Below are 17,078 nucleotides of genomic sequence, written 5' to 3'. Positions count from 1 at the left end.
AAGAGGGTGGCATGAATGTGTGATCTGCAGACACGAAAAAGGCGGCAAACGCCGCCTCTTCAGCTTACTACCTGACTTTACCGCTGGGCTTATTTATACAGTTCAGCTGTGCCGTACAGATGGTTATCACCGGAAGCACCGATAATACGGTAAGAACTTGCACCGGCTTCACTGGCTTTAGCATTCAGTTTGTCCTGCAGGCTGCTCAGGCTGTTACCTGAAGTTGCGCTGACGACACCAATCGCCTGCTGACCTGCCGGTGCAGACTGAACTTCAGTCGCAGCCAGAGTAGAGAATGAAGCTGTTGCCAGAGCAATAGCGGCGAGAGTCATTGTGATGTTTTTCATATTGTTTTTCATAAAATATGTCCTCTATTCGTATATTGAGCTTTGCCAGGCGTTGTCATCAACGTTCATTTAATGGGCAAAGCAGTCTTCTGTCCGATCTGACATCTAGCTTATTAATCGTTAACTAAATGTCGGTTACCCTAAACGCAAAACTTCTTACTTATTTGTACAACTCAGCAGTGCCGTGCAGATGGTTGTCACCAGAAGCACCGATGATGCGGTATGAACTTGCGCCAGCTTCGTTAGCTTTTGCGTTCAGTTTGTTCTGCAGGCTGGATAAATCGTTGCTTGATGAAGCACTTACTACACCGATTGACTGCTGGCCAACAGGAGCTGACTGAACTTCAGTCGCTGCCAGGGTGGAGAAAGAAGCGGTAGCAAGGGCGATTGCAGCTAATGTCATTGTGATGTTTTTCATGATGATGTTCCTTTTTATCTGTTTATCAGCAGGTGATGATTAGGTCAGACGCTTTAAGTTAACGTTCGATAATTAAATCTTAGACCTGGATCACATTCTGCGCAACTCATTTATTTATTAATCGTTAACTAATTGTGCGGAACAATCTGCTAACGCGTCTTCATCTCTTATTTGTACAACTCAGCAGTACCGTACATGTGGTTTTCACCGGAAGCGCCAATGATGCGGTAAGAGCTTGCACCGGCTTCAGTCGCTTTAGCGTTCAGTTTTGACTGCAGGGTGCTCAGGTCACCGTTAGATGAAGCACTGATAGTCCCGATAGTTTGTTCACCTGCCGGAGCAGACTGAACTTCAGTGGCTGCCAGGGTAGAGAAAGTTGCGGTTGCCAGTGTCAGGGCAGCAATGGTCATTGCGATAGTTTTCATGATGTTTATTCCTGTTCATTAATTTTTTTCGGGGAGCCCGATGCAGGCGCCTCAGTTTCAGGTCAACGTTACTTATTAGTTAACGTTCGATAAGTAAATGGTAAGGGGTGTTGCGAGTTTGTGCAAGATGTTTTTTTAATGAGCATTAACTAATTGTGCTGTGACTCAGATCACGCCTGGATGGGTTGTTGTTTGTGTTTTGTTAAATTTATGTTTTTAAAATGGTTCGCCGGAAAGGAATGAAACAGCCATATCCATAATTTCGCTAAATGAATCTTTAATGATCGCTAAGTTAATGGTTGGCTCTGACCGGAGAGGGTGATAAAACAGGGGTCGGCTGAAAAAGATAAGGCGACCAGAGCCGCCTTATCGTTATTCCTGCCCTGACTAACTTTCGTCAGGCGCCGCGCTTAGTAGTAAATAGAAGCGGGCTGATGACCAGAGGTCGAAGGTGCAGGTGGCTGAGTTGGAGAAGTGGAAATACGGCCCTGTGTAACTTTTTTGTTCGCGCAGGTTGCCGGGTTACAGAAGTTACTGTCACCGGTCACATTGACCATTCTCACTTCCTGACTCAGTAAAGGCATCATGATAACCTGCTGTGCGGCAACATTGGCAACCGGTACAGCGGTTAGTGCCAGAACTGCAAGAAGGGTTTTAAAGTTACTCATGATGTTACGTCCTGGGTTTTGTTGCTTATCAAAGCGTTTGTAGCTGTGCTGCTTTGCGGGTTTGAGTGATTTTCTTATCGCTCGATAATTAAATAATAAACTCCGCTGGACTTGTGCGCAACTATTTTTAATAATGATCGTTAAGTTATTTCTATAACTATTTTAATAACCATAATCACAATGGTGATGGAAGGAGGGTGTATGAGCACTGAACAGACGGCTTTGGTCCGGAAAAGTCGCGGTCGCCCAAAACAGTTCGACCGTGGAACTGCTCTGAGCAAGGCCCTGAATTTATTCTGGCGCCATGGTTACGAGGCCACTTCATTAGCCGATTTGGTCGAAGCAACCGGTGCGAAGGCACCTACTTTGTATGCTGAATTCGGTAACAAAGAAGGGCTTTTTCGTGCAGCCGTTGAACACTATCTGAAAAACTTTTACGAAAAGAGCTCATGTTTACTGAGCAGAACAGATTTGTCCGTCGAAGATACGGTTGGCCGTTACCTGCGTGCCATCGTTGAGCTGTTTACTGATTGCGATACGCCAAGTGGCTGCTTCATGATCAGCGCATCATCCGGGATGTCTTCATCGTCTGCGGATATTGCTGAAATGCTGCGTGCCCGCCACCTCTCGCAGGAACGCACTCTTTTTGAATATTTCGAGAAGAAAAAAGAGAGTGGCGATCTGACGGCGGTTACAGACAGCGCACTGCTGGCGAAATACCTCGCCTGCACCATTCAGGGCTTCTCCGTTCAGGCCCGTGACGGTGCAAGTTCAGCTGAGCTAAACCGGTTGATCGACGTAGTCATGAATCTGTGGCCGGAGCTGACTAAAGCCACGGTTGTCAGTAAAGCCGCACACTAACCGCTGAGTTTCAGACAATTGTTAAGAAAGAGAATAGAACGCCAGGTGCTGAGTATTTCGGGCCTGGCGTTAGGCGGTATAGACTTTGAGAAACCGGCGGGTGATCCGGGGCTTTTTGGCCCTGACAGCATCACCTGGCGAATTCACGGAGACTTCTCCTCAATGCTTTGTGGCGGTGTCAGTGCTTTACTGCTGCAGATGCTTCATCCGCTGGCGCTCGCCGGTGTCTGGGATCATTCCTCATTTCGTGAAGATATGCTTGGCCGTCTTCGCCGCACCAGCCAGTTTATTTCGGCGACGACTTTTGCGCCGGTTGATGACGCCAATGCATTGATCGAAAAAGTAAAATCCATCCATTTACGCGTCACCGGAACCGATGTTTATGGCACGCCGTATGCAGCCAGTGACCCGGATTTACTGGTCTGGGTACACGTAGCCGAAGCGTATAGCTTCCTGCAATCGCATCTGCGCTACCGCAATCCTTCACTCAGCCTGAGCGATCAGAACCGCTATTATCAGGAGTTTGCCCGCGTGGCAGAAAGCCTTGGTGCGATAAATGTGCCCGCCAGCGTGGCAGCGATAGAAGACTATTTGCAGGCGATGCGCCCGCAGTTACGCTGCGATGAGCGCACGCTGGAAGTGGTGAGATTATTGCAAAATGCGCCTGCGCCAAGCCGTCTGGCAAAGCCGGTCGGCAGCCTGATGATCAGTGCCGGAATTGAGCTTTTACCCGACTGGGCGGCTTTGCAACTGGGGATTTCTCTTTCCCCGCGCAAGCGCCGAAGCATTCGTTTCGCCACCCGACGCATTGCAGGCGTACTGCGCTGGGCGGTGAGAAACGGCTCATGGCACCGGGCCATGCGCCGTATGGGACGTCAGAACTGATCGTTAAAGATGCGGGTAAACACCCGGACCAATCGGCAAACCGAGCAGATACCAGCCCACCAGCATCAGCAACCACACCACGAAAAATACAATCGGATACGGCAGCACCAGTGAATAATAGGTGCCGAGTTTCGCCTCCTTGTTGTACCGCTGAAGGAAGCCGAGGAACAGCGGAACGAACGGCGACATTGGCGCGAGCGGAATAACGGAAGAATCCGCCACGCGGAATACGATCTGGGCGAAAGCCGGATGGAAGCCGAGCAGCATAAACATCGGCACGAAAATCGGTGCCAGAATCGACCATATAGCCGAGCCGCTGGCGATAAACATACACAGCAACGCCGACAGGAAAATCAGCCCGAGAAACGCCGGGATCCCGGTCATGCCTAAGTTTTCCAGCACATCCGTCAGTCCGATAGCCATGAATTTCCCCATATTGCTCCAGTTAAAAAACGCCACAAACTGAGAGAGCGGGAACACCATCACAATAAAACCAGCCATCGATTTCATCGGATCAACCAGCAGATCCGGCACATCGCTGGCGCTGCGGATTTGTTTCGTGACCATGCCGTAAGGCACTGAAATCACGAAGAAGAACAAGATGATCAGCGGCACAATACCCTGAATAAACGGCGAAGGGATAATCCCGCCGGTTTTCGGGTTACGCAGCGGCGCGGCTTCCGGCACCACCAGCAACGCGACCAGTCCGATAAACACCAGCGCCGCAATACCGCTGGCCATCAGCCCGCGGTTCTGCTCCGGCGTCAGTTTTTTCATCTCTTCATTGCGCTCGCCCTGATATACCGGCAGGCGTGGCTCGACGAATTTATCGGTCAGAACAGCGCCGACAATGGTCAGTAGGATCACCGACGCGGCCATAAAGTACCAGTTGTCGATCACGCTGACCTGCACCGCCGGATTGATGGCTTTCGCCGCTTCGGTACTCAGGCCGGATAACAACACATCCGTCGTCACAATCAGCAAATTAGCAGTAAATCCGCAGCCCACACCGGAAATTGCGGCCAGCAAACCGGCCACCGGATGGCGCCCGACGGCGAGGAAAATCAGCGCGCCCAGCGGCGGCATCACCACCAGCGCAGCATCCGATGAGATATGGCTGAAGAAGGCGATAAAAATCACCATATAACTGGCGTAGCGGGCATTCACTTTGGATGCCATTTTATACATCAGGCTTTGCAGCAGCCCGACACGCTCCGCCAGTCCTGCACCGATCACCAGCGCCAGAATCGAGCCCAGCGGCGTAAATCCGCTGAAATTTTTGATGACGTTCGGCAAAATCCACTGAATACCTTCCACACTCAGCAAATTCTTTACGCGGATGATCTCGCCGTTGGTCGGGTTTACCGCCGTGATGTTGAACCATGAAATCACTGCACTGGCGATCATCAGTAAAGCAATCAGATAAACAAATAATAAAAACGGATTGGGAATTTTATTACCAATGCGTTCAACCCACTGGAGAAATCCTCCCGGGCTCTGGCCGGAATCCTGCGCCTGAATACTCATCTGTTAACCCTCTGTCGTGTTTGATTTTTTTATAATTTTTCCGCTCATCAACGCCGGAACGTGGCGCAGATGAGCGGTTTACTTCATTAACTGACAACAATGATTTACTTCAGTGGTGAAGGTTTCACACCCGCCGGGATCGGACACTGGTACGGGCGTCGTGCGCGTTGTTCATCGCGCTCTTTCTGACAGGCCGCCAGTAAATCCGGCTGAGTGAACAGTTCAAGTGCGGTTGAGGACATGACTTTTGCCGCCAGACACATCCCTTTATGCGCGATGGAAGTGCGTCCCTGGGACACAATCTGCCAGGTATGCAGAGGTGAGCCGACCGCAAAACATGGGCTGAAACACTGCGCCGTCGGCACCAGCCAGCTGACATCACCGACGTCCGTTGAACCGTAGAGGATATTGCCGTTCGGGGCATACGGTGCAACGTGGTCAGTCAGCGGGGAATGGCGCAGGGTCTCGGCGAATTCCACGCCTTCTGCGCCACTGGTGCGGGAAATATTCAGCAGATTATTATCGATATCCTGATCCGTCAGCGTGGCATGAATCGACGCCGCAAACGCCCGCTCTTGGTCGGTGTAATGCGGTGCGCCGAAAGCCTGCACATACTGATACATCGCGCTTTCCAGCGTGCGGTTAGGGACATAATTAGAACAGGCCTTATCAAAGCGCATCGACATCTGCGTGCCGGTCATCAGTGCCGCGCCTTTCGCAATATCCACCACACGGTCGAAAATCGCCTGCGCCTGATCCATCTGCGGCGCGCGCACCAGATACAATACTTCCGCGTCAGCCTGCACCACGTTTGGCGAAATCCCGCCTGCGTTGGTGATCGCATAATGCAGGCGCGCTTCCTGAATGATGTGTTCGCGAAGGAAGTTCGCGCCGGTATTCATCAGCGTCAGGGCATCCAGGGCGCTGCGACCCAGATGCGGCGCAGCGGCGGCGTGTGAGGACACGCCTTTAAAGCTGAACGAAGCCTGAATATTGGCCAGCGTCTGGTTGCTGAACATGCCGCTGTAGGTTTCCGGGTGCCAGGTCAGCGCGGCATCGACGTCATCGAACAACCCTTCGCGCGCCATAAAGGTTTTGCCGGAACCGCCTTCCTCACCGGGACAGCCGTAGAAACGCACCGTGCCCTGAATGTTTTCACGTTCCATCCAGGCTTTTACCGCCAGCGCGCCGCCGAGTGCCGCCGTACCCAGCAGATTATGGCCGCAGCCGTGCCCGTTACCATTTTCCACCAGCGGCTGCGCCACATCGCAACCGGCTTTCTGACTTAAACCGGCCAGCGCGTCGAACTCACCGAGCAGGGCGATCACCGGCTTACCGCTCCCGAAGCTGGCGATAAACGCGGTTTCCATGCCACCGACGCCACGCTCAACGGCAAATCCGCGGGCTTCGAGTTTGTCAGCCAGTAATGCAGAGGAGAAGGATTCTACAAAGCGGGTTTCGGGATGATCCCAGATGGCATCGCTGATTTCTGCCAAGGCGGGTTGCTGGTTATCGATAAAGTCATTGATGAAACTGACGATGTTTTTTTGATGAGTCATCAGTTTTCTCCTTTGAATTCAGCAATATTCAGCGCCAGAGCCGCCAGCGTTTTGATGCCCTGCATCATCACTTTTTCATCAAAATCGAACAGTTCATTGTGATGACCCGCGCTCAGATCGGTGCCGAAAATCACATAAGAGGCTTCGCCGCCGCGGGATTTAACGCGCTCCATCATGTACGTGGCGTCTTCCGAACCGGCGGCGCCTTCCTGACGGTCAATGATTTGTTCGAATTCGCCAAGTTTTTCTGCCTGCTGGTGGATGTAATTCACCCAGGCTGGCGTTGGCGTGCTGCTTTGCGCTGCACCCATCAGTTTGATCTCGAATTTCACCTGATGCATTTCGGCTGCGCCGGAAATCACTTTCAGCGCCTGCTGATAAATAAATTCGTTCACTTCATTGGTTGTGCCGCGCGTTTCCACTTTCATGGTGGCGCTGGATGGCACCACGTTACGTCCGGTACCCGCCTGTAAAACGCCGACATTGATGCGTGAATCACCGCCGCTGTGGCGCGGGATCGCGTGTAAACCGAGCGTTGCCTGCGCCGCTGCCAGCAGTGCGTTGCGACCGTCTTCCGGTTTGCCGCCTGCGTGTGAGGCCACGCCGGTGAAATTCACGTCGAGTTTGGTGGTCGCCATAAACGTGTCGTTACCGCAAACGATGTGATTCGCGGGTACGCCGGTGCCGATATGCACGGCGGTGAAATAATCCACATCATCCACTACACCGGCTTCAACCATTGATTTCGCGCCGCGTGTGCCTTCTTCGGCGGGCTGGAAAATCAGTTTGATGGTGCCGCACAACTGGTCACGCACCTGCATCAGCACTTCCGCCAGCCCGAGGCCGATGGTGGTATGCCCGTCGTGACCGCAGGCGTGCATCATGCCGTTATTGGCAGAAGCAAATCCTTCGCGGTACGGGCGGTGCTCATCTTCCAGTACTTCGCATAAATCCAGGGCGTCCATATCCACGCGAAAACCCATCACCGGACCGGGACGACCGGTTTCCAGCGTGGCGACAATACCGGTGAAACCGCCGGAAAAATGCGGCATCCAGCGGGCAATCGCACCCTGTTCCAGCGCACGCTGTTCCTGTTCAGCCAGCACTGCGGGAGAAGGCAAACCCATGCGTGACGGGGCATCAATGACTTCTTTACCCAGTTTCAGCGCATAACCGAGCTTTTCCAGACGATCGGCAACCAGCGTAGAGGTACGGAATTCCAGCCAGCCGGATTCGGCGTATTTATGCAGGTCACGACGTTGCGTTTGCAGGGCAGGGAACAGCTTTTCTACACGTTCAGAAATCTCATTAACCATCTCGGACTCTCTTTTTATACAGACATGCAGGCTTTCCGCGCAGCGGCAGAAAGGAGGAAATCAACGCTTTGAGAAGTGCAGGCCTGCACGCAGAAAGCGGCGAAAGGCGGCCTTAGATGATTTTCAATGTACATAAAGCAATCAGGCCATATAAGATGCCAAAATCTTCTCAATGATAATCAGGAGTTATCAAAGAATTTCATGCCATCACAAATAAAAATGCATCAGTTGCGGGCTTTTGTGTCGGTTGCACGTCAGGGAAGTATTCGTGCGGCGAGCCGGACGCTAAATCTCTCGCAGCCCGCGCTGACCAAATCGATTAAAGAGCTGGAAGAAAGTCTCGGGGCGAGATTATTTATCCGGCGTCGTCAGGGCGTGACGCTAACTGACTGTGGTGAGGCGTTTTTTAAGCGCGCAAGCCTGATTCTGGAAGAGCTGCGCGTCGCACAGGAAGATATTTCTCAGCGCCTTGGTGGCACCAGCGGCAGGGTAAATCTCGGTGTCGGTGCCAGTATTGCACGCACGATCATGCCGGAAGTGGTCGACCGTTTTCACCGCGAATTCCCCAATGTGAAGGTGCGCATCGCCGAAGGACAGCTGGTATCGATGATCCCGGAACTGCGTCAGGGCGAGCTGGATTTCACCGTAAATACCTATTATCAGGGTCCCTTTGATAACGAACTGTTATATGAAAAGCTTATGGATAAAGAGTATCGGGTAGTGGCAAGGCGCGGTCATCCGATGCAGAACGCCCGCTCGATAAAGGAACTTTTACACTGCGACTGGACGATGCCGACGCCACGCGGCAGCTATTACAAACTGCTCAGTGAAGTGTTCAGTGAAATGGACGCGGAGCCGAATATCAGCGTGATTTGCGAAACGTTTATGTCGTGCACCAGTCTGATTGCGAAGACCGACTTTCTGAGCGTGCTTTCTATTGATGTCATTAACGATCCGGTCATCGGCCAGAGTCTGGTGGCGTTGGATCTCGACCTGCCGCTGCCGAAAGCCACGTTCTATCTTATTCAGCGACGTGATACCACACTGACGCCAATGGCCGCGCATCTGGCACAACTGTTCCGCATGTATTGCCGCTGATGTCGAAATTTTGACAAAAAAGCGCCTGTTTTAATGACTTATCGGGGATTTTTGGGAATATTGCCCGTTATCGGGCTGGCTTATCCGTTCTACACTGACCATCACAGGGAATAATAAGCTTCCTAATATTGTTGAGGTCATATGCGCCAGTCCGACATAGTTGCTGAAGTCAGTAACGACAAACAAACCCTGACCGCGCTGGTCGAGCAGGACAACCGCGTGGTGTATTTCTACATTTTCGCCCGCGAAGATTTGCGCGACCGCTTTCCGAAAATGCGCGCCTGCTGGGTACGCAATCTGGTGCCCGCGCCGGTGAACGATGATACCGACGCGATGGAGCAGGGAATGGCCCCGATGCTGGCGGCGCAATATTGCCGCAACCTGGAAGGCGAAGCGCCGCTGGATCCGGCACAAATTCAGATCCTGTGGAATGAGAGCGATGACGGCGCGGCGCTTTGGTATCAGGGATTGTTGCTGGCGGTGATCCCCGGCTGGAGTTTGTATATCGACCATTCGGTGTGTTATTCCGCCGGCTGCATTAAACAGAATCCGCTGACCTTCCCGCTGGGTTCTGCCTCGACTAACGCCCAGTGTGAACTGGCAGAAAAGACCCGTCTGTTCTGGCGTGACTGGCAAAATGAGTTCAGCAATCCGTGGCCGAAAATTCAGCGCAAACTGCTGGAATCCTATGAAGACCGTTTTGGGCCGTCGCTGAAATATTACCTGATCAATCAGGGCAGCTGGCCCCCGATGGCGATTTCCCAGCATGAAGATGAAGAAAACTATTATTTCTTCACCGTCGGCATGAGCATTCGTCCGATGCCGCAAATCGACATTGTACTCAATGATGAAGCGGAAAAGCACCGCCGCATCGAACTGGCATTTTCAGTTGGCAAAGAGTACGTCACCGAAGAAAACGCCGTACAGATGGCGAGTGCGTTGTCCGGTTACGCGCAGGTTCCGTGGACCACGCTCAGCTGGCTGGGCGAAGGTCATACGTTAATGTCGCCGATGGCTCCGCTGGGTTTTGAAGGCCATGTAATTTCCTCCGCACTCTGCGGTCCGGCGGACAAAATGCGTCTGCCGAAAATCTACGGCGACCCGGTGAATCAGTTCTGGGTGAGCCCGGTGTTTACCAGCGAACTGGAGTTCGCCCAGGGTAAGCCAAACGGTGGATTTGAACTGGTGGCCGCGATGATCGAAAACGACATCGGGTTTGTGTTTGCGCCGAGAAGCGCAGTGATTTGATGTCAGACCGGACATCGGGCGGTTTCTTCAGAACGAGTGAATTTCGGTTTCTCACCACCTGCGCTCATTTGGCTACTCGTGCCGAAACCGACCAAAGAGGGCTATGACGAGCCCTCTTTGGGATCTCCACGTCTTAAAATGCGCGCTTTGCTCGCTGACAATGTTTCATAAGCAGCAGCGATAGCCGCAAAATCCCGCCGCTGCGCGGTTCCCTTCGTTCGGGCTTCAACCCGCGCAAAAGACGCGCGGTTTTGCGACTCTCCTCCGGCGGAATTTTGGAACCGGCCTCAGGCTATTACTTCACAACCTCACTGATTTTGATTTGAAAAGCCAATGGGTTTTGAATTTAAGATAGTGCGGGCGATTCAGAAATCTTGCTGAGTGAGAGGTTGCAGACCAGAGGCTGCAAACCCGAAACGAAGGCACCGCGCAGCGGCAAGATTTCCAGCCTGACGCCGTGGTAACTGAAACATAGCCAGCGAGCGGAGCGCGTTTTGAAAAAGCGGGGAGAGATCCAAGAGAGGGAAAGCACTTCCCTCTCTTGGGCGGTTTCGGCGCAGTGTGATAGGTGATCACCGCACGTAAGAAACCGAAATATTCTCGTTCTGAACTGATTAAGCCGCCTTAATGCCCGGCTTCGGCATTAAAATCCTCTGCATCCACATCATATCCCGATGGTTCCCAGCGTATCGCGGTCAGCACGATCAATCCGGCCAGCGGTGCTAACGCAATAACCCAGAACACGCCGGTGCCGAGTGCTGCGGAAAGTACCGGGAACAGGAACAGGGAAAGCGTTGAGCTGGCGCGCATCAGCGTCTGGTTGAAGCCGACCCCCATGCCGCGCAGCGACGTCGGGTAGCTCAGGGACGCAAACGTCATCGTGTGCGAGCCCGGACCGAAGCCCTGACCGAACAGGAATAACGCCAGCATGGCGATGGAAATCGCTGCTTCACCGCCGTCTGCCGGACGACCCACCAGCGCGAGGCCGATCATCGCCACCAGCTGACAGGCATAACCGGCGTAGGTCATTTTCCATGCGCCAAATTTTGACACATATCTCACCGCAATCAGGCCGCCGACGAAGGCGAAGCACAGATTCAGGCCAAGCGAGAACAGAATGGTGCTGATCATCGACTGTTTCAGGAAGCTGGATAAAATCACCGGCAGCCCGAATGCCACAGCGTTGTAAGCAAAGGACGAGGCCACGGCAGTCACGGTCGCCAGCACGGTGCGGCGCAGATAAATACCCTGCAACAGCGTGCCGTAGTTGCGCCATGCGGCTTTGCGCACTTTGACCTGCGGTGTTTTGTCGGCATCGTCGGCAACGACCGCATTAATGTTGTATGACTTACGCAGGATCGCCGCAGCGCTTTGCAGGTCGCCCTGATTCGCTGCCCAGACCGGGGATTCATTCATATAACGGTGACGGATAGCGATAATCAGAATCGCCGGAACCGCACCGAAACCGAGGATCAGACGCCACAACCAGTCGGTATGCGTGGCAGGTAACACCGCGTAAAGCAGCAGAACCAGCAGATAGGAAACGCTGATCGCCGCGTACCACGTCGGGCACCACATCGCCACGCGCGAGGCTTTATTGCCGCGCCCCTGCAGTTTTGAGAACTCCGCCAGAAACGCCATCGCTACCGGTAAATCGATGCCGACGCCTAATCCCATCACGAAACGCGAGCCGCCGAGCACCCATTCGTTTGGCGCAAAAGCACAGGCCAGCGCGGCAATCACGAAGAAGAACATGTCGGCCATGAACACGCGGTAACGGCCAATTTTGTCGGTCAGATAGCCGCCAAAGAGTGCGCCGACAATCGCCCCGAAGGTGATAGCCGACGCCACAAAGCCCGCGCCGGAAGGCGTAAGGCCGAACTGGCGGGTGATATCTTTCATCCCGAAGGCCAGCGCACCGAGGTCGTACGCGTCGAGGAAAACGCCGCCTAGTGCGATAGCAATCACGACACGTGCGTCACTGATTTTCGCAGCGCCGCGGTTCACTAACTGAGTAATATCGGCAGCGGAACGAATCACCACCGGCTGGTCAGACGCAGAATCTGCGCTGTAATCCCCTGAAGAGGCGGCGGGAGAGGCCGCAAATGAATCAGACATTATTGTGTTTACGCTTTTTGACAAAAAAACCAGCATAGAGGGGAGGTGATGCCCGTCACAAGTCCTGATTAGATGCTGAGTAAAAACAAATGGCTATAAGTTAAAGCAAAGTGTTCTAAGGCGGTGCGACCCGCCGATTTTTCCGCGGAGGAGGGCGCTCATTCCTCTGCGATTTCACGGATAAGCTTCGAACATTTCGGCATTTTACTCTGCTACCGCGGCCTGCTTTTATGGCTCACCATCCATTCCCCTGCGCGAAATTGGACTATTCTTGTTAGCAGCTTGTTTATTCAGATGAAAGCAGAAAGACAAAGCAGTCGCCGGGCGACAAAAACCAACATAACCCGATAAGAGGATAGAACATGACTGTAACAACAGGGCAGGTAAGGGGATTTTCAGTGGCAGCGCTGGCGCTGGTTTCAGCGTTAAGTTTCAGCGCACAGGCCGCTGATGATGCCGTGCGTGTCGGCTCAAAAATTGATACCGAAGGTTCGCTGCTCGGTAACATTATTATTCAGGTGCTGGAAGCCAACGGTATTCACACCACCAATAAATTGCAGCTGGGAACAACGAAAGTAGTGCGTGGCGCAATCACCGCCGGTGAAATCGATATCTATCCGGAATACACCGGTAACGGCGCGTTCTTCTTCTCTGACGATAAAGATCCGGCGTGGAAAAATGCCCAGGCCGGTTTCGATAAAGTCAAAAAACTGGATTACGACCAGAACAAAATTGTCTGGCTGAACCCGTCTCCGGCGAACAATACCTGGACTATCGCGGTGCGTCAGGACGTGGCCAGTGCACACAACCTGAAATCACTGGGTGATTTGGGCAAATTCATCAGCAGCGGCGGCGAGTTCAAACTGGCGGCTTCGGCAGAATTTATCGAGCGTCCGGACGCTTTACCTGCGTTTGAAAATGCCTACGGTTTCAAACTGACTCAGGCGCAGTTGCTGTCGCTGGCGGGCGGTGATACGGCGGTAACCATCAAAGCAGCAGCGGAAAAAACCTCCGGTGTGAACGCGGCGATGGCCTACGGTACGGACGGTCCGGTCGCGGCGCTGGGTCTGCAAACGCTGGAAGATCCGAAAGGCGTGCAGCCGATTTATGCGCCTGCGCCAATCATCCGAGAGGCGGCTCTGAAAGCGCATCCGAACATTCCTGATTTGCTCAAACCGGTATTTGCTTCACTCGACACCAAAACATTGCAGGGCCTGAACGCGAAAATCGCGGTTGATGGTCAGGATGCGAAAAAAGTGGCGGCGAAGTATTTGCAGGAAAAAGGTTTCGTTAAAAAATAACCGGGCAGTGACGCCCGGAGCACGGCCCTCGGGTCGTGCTCTTTCATATCAGGTAATGTTTTGACTTATCACTCACCCGTTAAAAACCGTGTCCTGCTGACGCTGGTTTTACTGCTGTTACTGGCCGGTTTCGGACTGGCCTTCGTCAGCCATGCCCCTAACCGGCTGGTGTCCGGCAAAGGTATATCGCTGGCGAGTCTGCTGAATGGCTATTCTGCATTACTGCTTTTGCCCGCCGTTTTGCTGCTGGTCTGCGCCTTTCTGACGCTGTATGGCCGTAATCATTTAGGGGTGATGCTGCTGGCGGAAATCCTGCTGACCGCGTTGGTCTGGCTGGCGGGGCACAGCGCACTACAACTGGCGGGTGGCGACGAAGACAGTATCGCGCGCACCTCGCTCGGCGGCGGTTTCTGGGCGGGCGCGGCGCTTTGTCTGCTGATCGCCTCTGATGCCATATCCCGTTTTACCCGCAATCACAGCCTGCGCATTTTGCTTAATGTGCAGATGGTCGTGCCGGTGGTTTTGCTGCTGGCGTACGGTCAGCTTGCCGAACTTTCGCTGCTCAAGGAATACGACAACCGTTCTGACGTGTTTAACGACGCGTTGTGGCAGCATCTGGGCATTTTGTTTGGCACGCTGGTGCCTGCGGTGCTGATTGGCCTGCCGGTCGGTTTGCTCTGTCACCGCAAACCGCGCTGGCGCGGGCCGGTATTATCCGTGCTGAACATTATCCAGACCGTGCCGTCTATTGCGCTGTTTGGCTTACTGCTTGCGCCGCTGGCCGGGCTGGCAAAAGCATTGCCGTGGCTGGCGGATCACGGGATCAGCGGTATCGGACTGGCTCCGGCAATTATCGCGCTGGTGCTTTATTCGCTGCTGCCGCTGGTGCGCGGCGTCATTGCCGGGCTGGAGTCGGTGCCGGAGGCGGTGATTGAATCCGCCCGGGGCATGGGCATGAACCGCGCGCAGGTATTTTTCCGTGTGCAGATGCCGATTGCCTTGCCGGTTGTTCTGACCGGCGTGCGTATTGTGGCGGTGCAAACGGTCGGTATGGCGATGGTCGCGGCGCTGATTGGTGCGGGCGGGCTGGGCGCGATTATGTTCCAGGGGTTGCTGAGCAGCGCGCTGGATCTGGTGTTACTCGGCGTGATCCCTGCGGTGCTGATGGCCGTTGTCGTCGACAGTCTCTTTAAATTTGCAGTCTCAATTCTGGAAACCACACGCAGATGATTCATTTCAAGCAGGTAAGCAAACACTTTGCCGGAAAAGCGGTCGTGCGTGACCTGACGCTGGAAATGGCCAAAGGCGAATTCACCGTTCTGATCGGCACGTCCGGTTCGGGAAAATCCACCACACTTAAGATGATCAACCGGCTGGTGGAGCACGATCGGGGCGAGATTTTATTTGCCGGTGAACCGATAGAAAAATTCCGCGCGCAGGATTTACGCCGCCGGATGGGCTACGCCATTCAGTCGATTGGCCTGTTCCCGCACTGGACGGTGGAAGAGAATATTGCGACCGTGCCGCAGTTGCTCAAGTGGCCGAAAGTGAAAATCCGCGACCGCGTGACCGAACTGCTCGAGCTGCTCAATCTGGATCCGAAACAGTTCCGCCATCGTTATCCGCATCAGCTTTCCGGTGGTCAGCAGCAGCGCGTCGGCGTGGCGCGTGCGCTGGCGTCAGACCCGGAAGTGTTGCTGATGGACGAACCGTTCGGCGCGCTCGATCCGGTGACCCGCGCAACGTTGCAGGAAGAAGTGGCGCGCATCCATAAAATGACGCACCGCACCATTGTGCTGGTGACACACGACATCGACGAAGCGCTGGCGCTGGCCGACCGCATCGTGCTGCTTAACGACGGACAAGTGGTGCAACAGGGAACGCCGCTGGAATTACTGACTCAACCAGCGACGCCGTTTGTGCGTGATTTTTTCGGCGGCAGCGATATGGGGATCCGTTTGTTGTCACTGCGCGAAGTCGGTTCACTGACGCGGCGCGGCGAGCCGTATTCCGGCAGCCAGCCGCCGCTGACCGAGTCCATGAGCCTGAGTCAGGCGCTGTCAAAGTTCGTCGCGCAACAGGTTCAGCAACTGCCGGTGACTGATGAACAGGGACAGCCGCTCGGCGTGTTGCATTTCGCCGATCTGACCACTGAGAGGCACGGCGCATGAAACGGGTATTTGCAGATCCTCTGATTTGGTTATTCGCGTTGTTGCTGGCGCTGATTTTCGGCATGACCTCGCTCGGCGGCCTGTTCCACTGGATGTTCCCGGAGCTGAGCAGGCCGGTATATCAGCAGGAAAGTTTCGCCTCGCTGGTCGAAGCCCATCTGCTACTGGTCGGCATTTCCAGCCTGATTGCAGTAGTGATTGGTGTGGCGGCAGGCGTCAGTGTGACGCGTCCGGCGGGCAAAGAATTTCGCTCCCTGGTCGAAACGCTGGTGGCGATGGGGCAGACATTTCCGCCGGTCGCCGTGCTGGCCGTGGCCGTTCCGGTGATGGGATTCAGCGAAAAACCGGCGATTATCGCGCTGGTGCTTTACGGATTACTGCCGATTTTACAGGGCACCATTGCCGGGATTGAATCGGTACCGGCGTCGGCACGCGAGATTGCGCAGGGTGTGGGAATGAGCCGCTGGCAGATGTTGCGCAAAGTGGAAATTCCGCTGGCCGCGCCGGTGATTATTGCGGGCATCCGCACGTCTGTGATTATTAATATCGGGACGGCGGCGATTGCCTCGTCGGTCGGCACGTTAAGCCTGGGTTCCCCGATTATTATCGGGCTGAGCGGCTTTAATACGGCTTATGTACTACAGGGCGCGGTGATTGTGGCGCTGCTGGCGATTTGCGTAGATATGCTGTTTGAACGCTGGAGCCTCTGGTTACAACGCTGGCAGCAGCGGTCAGGAGAAGGATCAGTTCGCTGATGTAGCAGACGGTGCCGGAACGACGGAAGGGGCGTCGCTGTCGCTGGCGGGCTTAGCGTCGCCCTGGATCACCACCGCATAACCGGCAACCATCACGCCGCCAATTGCGCCAATCGCCATCAGACCAAACAGCGCGATAAATAATTTTTTGCCAAGCGAATTCATGTGCAATACCTCAGAAATTTGAACGACGAATTATAAGTCGTTTCGTTACCCCTGCAACAGGCTATTCATGCTGTGACTACATTATCGTTGCCGTCGGCGAGTTTTTTGTCATATGCAGAAACTTTTTAGCAACATTTTGACGCGATCGCACAGATTCACTTGCCGGAAATCAGGGCAATAGCGTTAACTGTTGGCCTTCATTATCACGCTAATAAG

General features: G+C 54.0%; 17 protein-coding genes. 8 read left to right on the top strand and 9 right to left on the bottom strand.

The genetic code is table 11. The features are described 5' to 3' along the window. Positions 1–89: 89 nt before the first annotated feature. The 4 genes from bhsA (J1784_RS22615) to J1784_RS22600 all read right to left on the bottom strand — a co-directional run bounded on the left by bhsA (J1784_RS22615) (position 90) and on the right by J1784_RS22600 (position 1,858). Positions 90–347 carry a multiple stress resistance protein BhsA gene (bhsA, locus tag J1784_RS22615; RefSeq protein ID WP_152325512.1) on the bottom strand — a complete coding sequence of 86 codons (258 nt, stop codon included), beginning with the start codon at positions 345–347 and terminating at the stop codon, positions 90–92. Positions 348–507: 160 nt separating this feature from the next. Then, on the bottom strand, positions 508–765 hold the full coding sequence (gene bhsA / locus J1784_RS22610) for a multiple stress resistance protein BhsA (RefSeq protein ID WP_217151056.1): 258 nt from the start codon (positions 763–765) through the stop codon (positions 508–510). Between the two features lie 167 nt (positions 766–932). Further along, on the bottom strand, positions 933–1,190 hold the full coding sequence (gene bhsA, locus J1784_RS22605; protein WP_217151055.1) for a multiple stress resistance protein BhsA: 258 nt from the start codon (positions 1,188–1,190) through the stop codon (positions 933–935). Positions 1,191–1,600: 410 nt separating this feature from the next. Then, entirely contained in the window at positions 1,601–1,858 is a 258-nt protein-coding gene (locus J1784_RS22600) for a hypothetical protein (RefSeq protein WP_217151054.1), read from the bottom strand. Positions 1,859–2,059: 201 nt separating this feature from the next. Between J1784_RS22600 and J1784_RS22595 the strand changes: the two genes are divergently transcribed. Then, positions 2,060–2,719 (top strand): TetR/AcrR family transcriptional regulator, encoded by a 660-nt coding sequence (locus tag J1784_RS22595; RefSeq protein WP_217151053.1) that lies wholly within the window; start codon positions 2,060–2,062, stop codon positions 2,717–2,719. Positions 2,720–2,764: 45 nt separating this feature from the next. After that, complete coding sequence (locus tag J1784_RS22590) at positions 2,765–3,604, top strand: oxygenase MpaB family protein (protein WP_338019935.1); 840 nt, start codon at positions 2,765–2,767, stop codon at positions 3,602–3,604. Between the two features lie 3 nt (positions 3,605–3,607). On the opposite strand, the gene abgT is transcribed toward J1784_RS22590, so the two are convergent. From abgT to J1784_RS22575, 3 genes are all read right to left on the bottom strand, one after another. Continuing rightward, positions 3,608–5,131, bottom strand: a complete 1,524-nt coding sequence (gene abgT, locus J1784_RS22585; protein ID WP_217151051.1) for a p-aminobenzoyl-glutamate transporter — start codon at positions 5,129–5,131, stop codon at positions 3,608–3,610. A gap of 104 nt (positions 5,132–5,235) precedes the next feature. After that, positions 5,236–6,690 carry a M20 family metallopeptidase gene (locus J1784_RS22580; RefSeq protein WP_217151050.1) on the bottom strand — a complete coding sequence of 485 codons (1,455 nt, stop codon included), beginning with the start codon at positions 6,688–6,690 and terminating at the stop codon, positions 5,236–5,238. Then, entirely contained in the window at positions 6,690–8,006 is a 1,317-nt protein-coding gene (locus J1784_RS22575; protein WP_217151049.1) for a M20 family metallo-hydrolase, read from the bottom strand. Before J1784_RS22575 ends, J1784_RS22580 begins: the two co-directional genes overlap by 1 nt. Before the next feature lie 201 nt (positions 8,007–8,207). Here J1784_RS22575 and J1784_RS22570 point away from each other — a divergent pair, with 201 nt between their 5' ends. Both J1784_RS22570 and J1784_RS22565 read left to right on the top strand, forming a co-directional pair. Beyond that, positions 8,208–9,104, top strand: a complete 897-nt coding sequence (locus tag J1784_RS22570) for a LysR family transcriptional regulator (RefSeq protein ID WP_217151048.1) — start codon at positions 8,208–8,210, stop codon at positions 9,102–9,104. Positions 9,105–9,245: 141 nt separating this feature from the next. Next, the gene (locus tag J1784_RS22565; protein ID WP_217151047.1) at positions 9,246–10,352 is read left to right on the top strand and encodes a suppressor of fused domain protein; all 1,107 of its coding nucleotides are present in this window, start codon (positions 9,246–9,248) and stop codon (positions 10,350–10,352) included. Between the two features lie 624 nt (positions 10,353–10,976). Here the strand turns inward: J1784_RS22565 and J1784_RS22560 are convergent. Then, positions 10,977–12,470, bottom strand: a complete 1,494-nt coding sequence (locus tag J1784_RS22560; RefSeq protein WP_217151046.1) for an MFS transporter — start codon at positions 12,468–12,470, stop codon at positions 10,977–10,979. Between the two features lie 362 nt (positions 12,471–12,832). On the opposite strand from J1784_RS22560, the gene osmF reads away from it, so the two are divergent. The 4 genes from osmF to J1784_RS22540 are packed head-to-tail and all read left to right on the top strand — an operon-like array spanning position 12,833 to position 16,697. Next, positions 12,833–13,771, top strand: a complete 939-nt coding sequence (osmF, locus tag J1784_RS22555) for a glycine betaine ABC transporter substrate-binding protein OsmF (protein WP_217151045.1) — start codon at positions 12,833–12,835, stop codon at positions 13,769–13,771. 60 nt (positions 13,772–13,831) lie between these two features. Continuing rightward, the gene (locus J1784_RS22550; protein WP_217151044.1) at positions 13,832–15,001 is read left to right on the top strand and encodes an ABC transporter permease; all 1,170 of its coding nucleotides are present in this window, start codon (positions 13,832–13,834) and stop codon (positions 14,999–15,001) included. Next, on the top strand, positions 14,998–15,942 hold the full coding sequence (locus tag J1784_RS22545) for an ABC transporter ATP-binding protein (protein WP_217151043.1): 945 nt from the start codon (positions 14,998–15,000) through the stop codon (positions 15,940–15,942). Before J1784_RS22550 ends, J1784_RS22545 begins: the two co-directional genes overlap by 4 nt. Then, positions 15,939–16,697: an ABC transporter permease gene (locus tag J1784_RS22540; RefSeq protein ID WP_217151042.1), complete on the top strand. Its 759-nt coding sequence runs from the start codon at positions 15,939–15,941 to the stop codon at positions 16,695–16,697. The genes J1784_RS22545 and J1784_RS22540 overlap by 4 nt, the downstream gene beginning before the upstream one ends. Here the strand turns inward: J1784_RS22540 and J1784_RS26945 are convergent. Beyond that, the gene (locus tag J1784_RS26945) at positions 16,686–16,862 is read right to left on the bottom strand and encodes a hypothetical protein (protein ID WP_217151041.1); all 177 of its coding nucleotides are present in this window, start codon (positions 16,860–16,862) and stop codon (positions 16,686–16,688) included. The genes J1784_RS22540 and J1784_RS26945 overlap by 12 nt on opposite strands. Positions 16,863–17,078: the final 216 nt, after the last annotated feature.

The organism is Rahnella ecdela (genome assembly GCF_019049625.1).
Classification (GTDB): Bacteria; Pseudomonadota; Gammaproteobacteria; order Enterobacterales; family Enterobacteriaceae; genus Rahnella; species Rahnella ecdela.
The sequence above is the reverse complement of the archived record's forward strand: the minus strand, read 5'-3'. Positions and strand labels throughout refer to the sequence as shown.

Coding starts and splice junctions, on each gene's coding strand:
- bhsA (WP_152325512.1), bottom strand. CDS start 347: ATGAAAAACATCACAATGACTCTCGCCGCTATTGCTCTGGCAACAGCT.
- bhsA (WP_217151056.1), bottom strand. CDS start 765: ATGAAAAACATCACAATGACATTAGCTGCAATCGCCCTTGCTACCGCT.
- bhsA (WP_217151055.1), bottom strand. CDS start 1,190: ATGAAAACTATCGCAATGACCATTGCTGCCCTGACACTGGCAACCGCA.
- J1784_RS22600 (WP_217151054.1), bottom strand. CDS start 1,858: ATGAGTAACTTTAAAACCCTTCTTGCAGTTCTGGCACTAACCGCTGTA.
- J1784_RS22595 (WP_217151053.1), top strand. CDS start 2,060: ATGAGCACTGAACAGACGGCTTTGGTCCGGAAAAGTCGCGGTCGCCCA.
- abgT (WP_217151051.1), bottom strand. CDS start 5,131: ATGAGTATTCAGGCGCAGGATTCCGGCCAGAGCCCGGGAGGATTTCTC.
- J1784_RS22580 (WP_217151050.1), bottom strand. CDS start 6,690: ATGACTCATCAAAAAAACATCGTCAGTTTCATCAATGACTTTATCGAT.
- J1784_RS22575 (WP_217151049.1), bottom strand. CDS start 8,006: ATGGTTAATGAGATTTCTGAACGTGTAGAAAAGCTGTTCCCTGCCCTG.
- J1784_RS22570 (WP_217151048.1), top strand. CDS start 8,208: ATGCCATCACAAATAAAAATGCATCAGTTGCGGGCTTTTGTGTCGGTT.
- J1784_RS22565 (WP_217151047.1), top strand. CDS start 9,246: ATGCGCCAGTCCGACATAGTTGCTGAAGTCAGTAACGACAAACAAACC.
- J1784_RS22560 (WP_217151046.1), bottom strand. CDS start 12,470: ATGTCTGATTCATTTGCGGCCTCTCCCGCCGCCTCTTCAGGGGATTAC.
- osmF (WP_217151045.1), top strand. CDS start 12,833: ATGACTGTAACAACAGGGCAGGTAAGGGGATTTTCAGTGGCAGCGCTG.
- J1784_RS22545 (WP_217151043.1), top strand. CDS start 14,998: ATGATTCATTTCAAGCAGGTAAGCAAACACTTTGCCGGAAAAGCGGTC.
- J1784_RS22540 (WP_217151042.1), top strand. CDS start 15,939: ATGAAACGGGTATTTGCAGATCCTCTGATTTGGTTATTCGCGTTGTTG.
- J1784_RS26945 (WP_217151041.1), bottom strand. CDS start 16,862: ATGAATTCGCTTGGCAAAAAATTATTTATCGCGCTGTTTGGTCTGATG.